This is a genomic window from Pseudomonas sp. (genome assembly GCF_028293835.1).
Lineage (GTDB): Bacteria > Pseudomonadota > Gammaproteobacteria > Pseudomonadales > Pseudomonadaceae > Aquipseudomonas.
Map to the genome: position 1 here is coordinate 1 of NZ_JAQGNX010000147.1, position 4,424 is coordinate 4,424.

Genomic DNA, 4,424 nt, shown 5'->3' on the forward strand with positions numbered 1-4,424 from the left:
CGATGAAGCTCGCCGTCTGCGTGAAGCGGAAACCCTGCTCAGGCTGTGCGAGCGCTACAAGACTCAACTGATTATCAACGACGATGCCGAACTGGCAGCGCGGCTCGGCGTTGGCGTGCATCTGGGCCAGACCGACGGTTCACTGCCGGCGGCCCGTGCGCTGCTGCGACACAAAGCTATCATCGGCGCGACGTGCCACGGGCAGTTGGAACTGGCCGACGAGGCCAAGGCCGATGGCGCGAGCTATATCGCGTTCGGACGGTTTTTCAATTCGAACACCAAACCAGGCGCGCCGGTTTGCAACCTTGAATTGCTAGACCAGGCCCGCGCTCGCTTCCACTTGCCGATTGCCGTGATCGGCGGCGTCACACTGGAAAACGCTGCGTCGCTGGTGGAGCATGGCGCCGATTTACTGGCCGTGGTTCATGGTTTGTTTGGTGCCGAGAGCACCGAGGAAGTCACACGGCGGGCAAAAGCGTTTAATGCGCTGTTTAAGGCTCACATTAAACTGTAGGAGCCAACTTGTTGGCGAAGCAATGTATGCGATATGCGATGTCGGGTATACCGCCTCGCCAACACGTGGCTCCTATGGAGTATCTACAGATTTATTGAAGTGAATTCTCAACGGGCCTGCCGTTCATGTTTTCCAGCGACAGCAGCGCTTGCTTGCGTTCAACCCCGCCCGCATACCCCGTCAAGTCTCCGCTGCTACCTATGACCCGGTGGCATGGGATGATAATCGACACCGGATTTTTGCCATTGGCGGTACCTACCGCACGGGAGTGGCCGCTGCTCAGCCCCATGTTTTTTGCCATTGCACCGTAGGACACGATTTCGCCATAGGGGATCAACAACAACTGCTGCCAAACCAGGCGCTGAAACGGGGTGCCGCGCAACTGCAACGGCAGGTCGAACGCCTTTCGCTCGCCGCTGAAAAATTCTGCCAGTTGTTCCCGCGCCTGGCTAACCACCCGTGGCACCGAACTCTCGTGGGCGTCGGTCAATAGCAAGTCGGGGTAGTATTTCTGCCCGACGAAGAACACCCCGGTCAACGCGCCGTCTTCGGCACGCAAGGCGATGTCGCCCAGCGGGCTTGACGCTAAATATCCTTGAATCATGATTTTGCCGCCTCGTGTTGTCGCCACAAGTGCACGGTGGCATAGGCCCGCCAAGGCGCCCACTGGCTGGCGTGTTCGTTCAAAGCTGCCGTCACCGTGAAACCAAGGTGTTTCTTCAGTACCGCATCGCCTTCCGGAAACGCATTGGGCCAACCCAGAGCGCGCATGGCGATGTACTGTACGGTCCACTCACCGACCCCGCGAATACGCCGCAAAGCGGCCAATGTGTCTTCGAGTGGGACCAGTGGCTCCAGGGCAATTCGACCGGACGCCACTTCCTGCGCGACTGCAATGATGGCTTCGGCGCGGATACGAATCAGCCCAGTGGTGATCAAGTCTTCGGCCTCCAATTGAGCTATCGCCTCAGCAGTCGGAAAAGCACTGCGCAACCCAAACGGCGCATCAACAATTGGCGACCCGAAACGCTCGGCGATACGCCCCAAAACGACCCTGGCGTTGGCTACGGAAATTTGTTGTCCGACTATCGCTCGAACGGCTACTTCAAAACCATCGACTGCCCCCGGAACGCGCATGCCCGGAAAGTCAGCCGCCAGCGCGCCGAGGTGCGCGTCCACCAGCTCAGGTCGGCAATGGGTATCGAACAAGCGACGAACACGCCCCAACAGCTGCGCAATCGCACTTTGCAGCGACGCCGAGACGGTCACTTCCAAGGCATGCCGCAACGGCGCGTGTTCCACCCTTATCCACCCGGCCAACTGACGCCCGGCATGTTCGAACGCGATGCTCCGGGCGTAAATATCATCACCCACGTGCTCGACGCCACGGACCTGACGGTGAGCGAGAAATGCTAATACCCCGTGCCAGGCAAACGGCGGCCGATAAGACAATTCAAACCGCAGAGTGTCGGAACTCGGCGCACTACTGGTCTTCCTCAGACGTAATGGGTTCAACCCGTACTGCGACAGAAATAGCCCATTGAAACGTCTGACGCTGCCGAAACCTGCGGCTAACGCAACCTCCGTAATCGGCATCTGGGTATCGGTCAGTAATCGCTTGGCGATCAACAGGCGCTGGGTTTGTGTGTATTCGGTCATCGACACGCCAAACTCTGCTTCGAAAATCCGCCGCAGGTGTCGCGTGGTGATGCCTACTCGATCAGCCAACGCCGCGAGGTTTCTGCCGTTCAAAAAGCCTTCTTCGATCAATCGTGCCGCGGCTTGCGCCAGTCCACTGGACAAGTCCAATACGCCATGACCGGGTGCCAGCTCCGGACGGCAGCGCAAGCACGGTCGAAAGCCCGCGCGCTCTGCGGCTGCCGCACTGGAATAGAAGCTGCAATTTTTTGCCAACGGGGTGCGCGCCGGGCAAATAGGCCGGCAATAGATGCCTGTCGACGCGACGCCCATGAAAAACCAGCCGTCAAAGCGGCGGTCACGGGCAACGAAGGCGGTGTAACAAACCAGCGGATCGAGAGTGTTCATGTAGCGGACTGTAATGGAGGCACTTAGGAAAGTCTGGCCAAATTCGGACATGTATAGCCTTGGGCGACGTAGGTATAATCCGAGCACTGCACATTCTGGACAACCCCCTACGTCGACCAGCAAGGCGCCGCCGCTGTGATCCGCGCAGGACAATTTTTGGTTCAAAAGCTGAGACCCCACCATGTCCCGTTCTGAAACCCTGTTTGCCAACGCCCAAAAACATATTCCTGGGGGCGTCAATTCGCCGGTTCGCGCGTTCAAAAGCGTGGGCGGTACGCCGTTGTTCTTCAAACATGCGGCGGGCGCATACGTCACCGATGAAGACGACAAGCGTTATGTGGATTACGTCGGCTCTTGGGGACCGATGATTCTCGGTCACAGCCATCCGGAAGTTCTCGATGCCGTGCGTAACCAATTGGAGCACGGCTTGTCGTACGGTGCGCCGACTGCGTTGGAAACGGAAATGGCCGACTTGGTGTGCGCTATCGTGCCATCGATGGAAATGGTGCGAATGGTCAGCTCCGGCACCGAAGCGACCATGAGTGCAATCCGTCTGGCTCGCGGTTTCACCGGGCGCGACAGCATCATCAAGTTCGAAGGCTGCTACCACGGCCACTCCGACAGCCTGTTGGTAAAAGCCGGCTCCGGCGCGCTGACCCAAGGCGTACCCAGCTCTGCTGGCGTTCCCGCAGCGTTCGCTAAACACACGCTGACCACCGCGTTCAACGACATTGATGCAGTGGCGACAATGCTGGCTGAGGTTGGTGACGAAGTGGCGTGCATCATCGTTGAGCCGGTTGCGGGCAATATGAATTGCGTGCCTCCGGCACCGGGTTTCCTGGAAGGGTTGCGCACCCTGTGTGACAAACACGGCGTGGTGCTGATTTTCGACGAAGTGATGACTGGCTTTCGCGTTGCACTGGGCGGCGCTCAGGCGCATTACGGCGTAACGCCAGACTTGAGCACCTTCGGCAAAATCATCGGTGGCGGTATGCCCGTTGGCTGTTTCGGCGGCAAACGCGAAATCATGTCGCAGATCGCGCCATTGGGCCCGGTCTACCAGGCCGGTACGTTGTCCGGCAACCCGTTGGCCATGGCGGCAGGCTTGGCGACACTGCGCTTGATCAGCCGTCCTGGCTTCCACGACGAGCTGAGTGCCACCACCACCCGCTTGCTCGCCGGCCTGCAACAGCGCGCTGATGCAGCGGGCATTCCGTTCGTGACCACCCAAGCCGGTGGCATGTTCGGCCTGTATTTCAGCGACGCCGAAAACATCGTGACCTTTGATGACGTGATGACCAGCGACGCGGACCGCTTCAAGCGTTTCTTCCACCTGATGCTCGATGGCGGCGTGTACTTGGCCCCGAGCGCATTCGAAGCCGGCTTCATCTCGATTGCGCATGGTGAAACCGAACTTCAACTGACCCTGGATGCGGCTGAAAAAGCGTTTGCTGCCTTGAAGTAACGCCACGGCCAACTTCCCGGAAGAGCTGCCGAAGGCTGCGATAAGGTTGCAACAACCTTCAGTGATTCAAATCATTACGACCATTTCATGGTCGATCGCAGCCTTCGGCAGCTCCTACAGGGATTTATACGCAGCCTTGGAAGACCTTTTCCCCCGCAAAATCAGGCACATCAAGCCCGTGCAGCAGAAATTCCGTAAAGACTTTGTAAGGTTGCCCCCGCTTATTTCATAATGTGCCGCCAGCGCGCTCTGCTGGACGGGTACGCCCGCACCTTTGAGAGGTAAGTCGATTCCCATGAACCGCACCGGCCGCACCCTTGCTTTGGGCTGCCTGTTGCTTCTTCATCCCCTGCTGGCGAATGCAGGTGGCAACTCGTTGTTAATCCCAGCGGTGGGTCG

The 4,424-nt window shown here is 58.7% G+C and carries 4 protein-coding genes and 1 pseudogene; 3 read left to right on the forward strand and 2 right to left on the reverse strand.

Annotation, left to right across the window (positions count from 1 at the left end):
• Positions 1–514, forward strand: a 514-nt coding sequence (locus tag JWR17_RS20270) for a thiamine phosphate synthase (protein WP_299834168.1), incomplete at its 5' end; no start/stop codon positions are given.
• Between the two features lie 91 nt (positions 515–605).
• On the opposite strand, the gene JWR17_RS20275 is transcribed toward JWR17_RS20270, so the two are convergent.
• Positions 606–1,118 carry a methylated-DNA--[protein]-cysteine S-methyltransferase gene (locus JWR17_RS20275; protein ID WP_299834170.1) on the reverse strand — a complete coding sequence of 171 codons (513 nt, stop codon included), beginning with the start codon at positions 1,116–1,118 and terminating at the stop codon, positions 606–608.
• Complete coding sequence (locus JWR17_RS20280; RefSeq protein ID WP_299834172.1) at positions 1,115–2,560, reverse strand: DNA-3-methyladenine glycosylase 2 family protein; 1,446 nt, start codon at positions 2,558–2,560, stop codon at positions 1,115–1,117. The genes JWR17_RS20275 and JWR17_RS20280 overlap by 4 nt, the downstream gene beginning before the upstream one ends.
• Before the next feature lie 181 nt (positions 2,561–2,741).
• On the opposite strand from JWR17_RS20280, the gene hemL reads away from it, so the two are divergent.
• Together hemL and JWR17_RS20290 are read left to right on the forward strand one after the other, a co-directional pair.
• Entirely contained in the window at positions 2,742–4,025 is a 1,284-nt protein-coding gene (hemL, locus tag JWR17_RS20285) for a glutamate-1-semialdehyde 2,1-aminomutase (protein WP_299834174.1), read from the forward strand.
• A 295-nt stretch (positions 4,026–4,320) separates the two neighbouring features.
• A pseudogene (locus tag JWR17_RS20290) lies at positions 4,321–4,424 on the forward strand (sel1 repeat family protein); the annotation flags it as partial.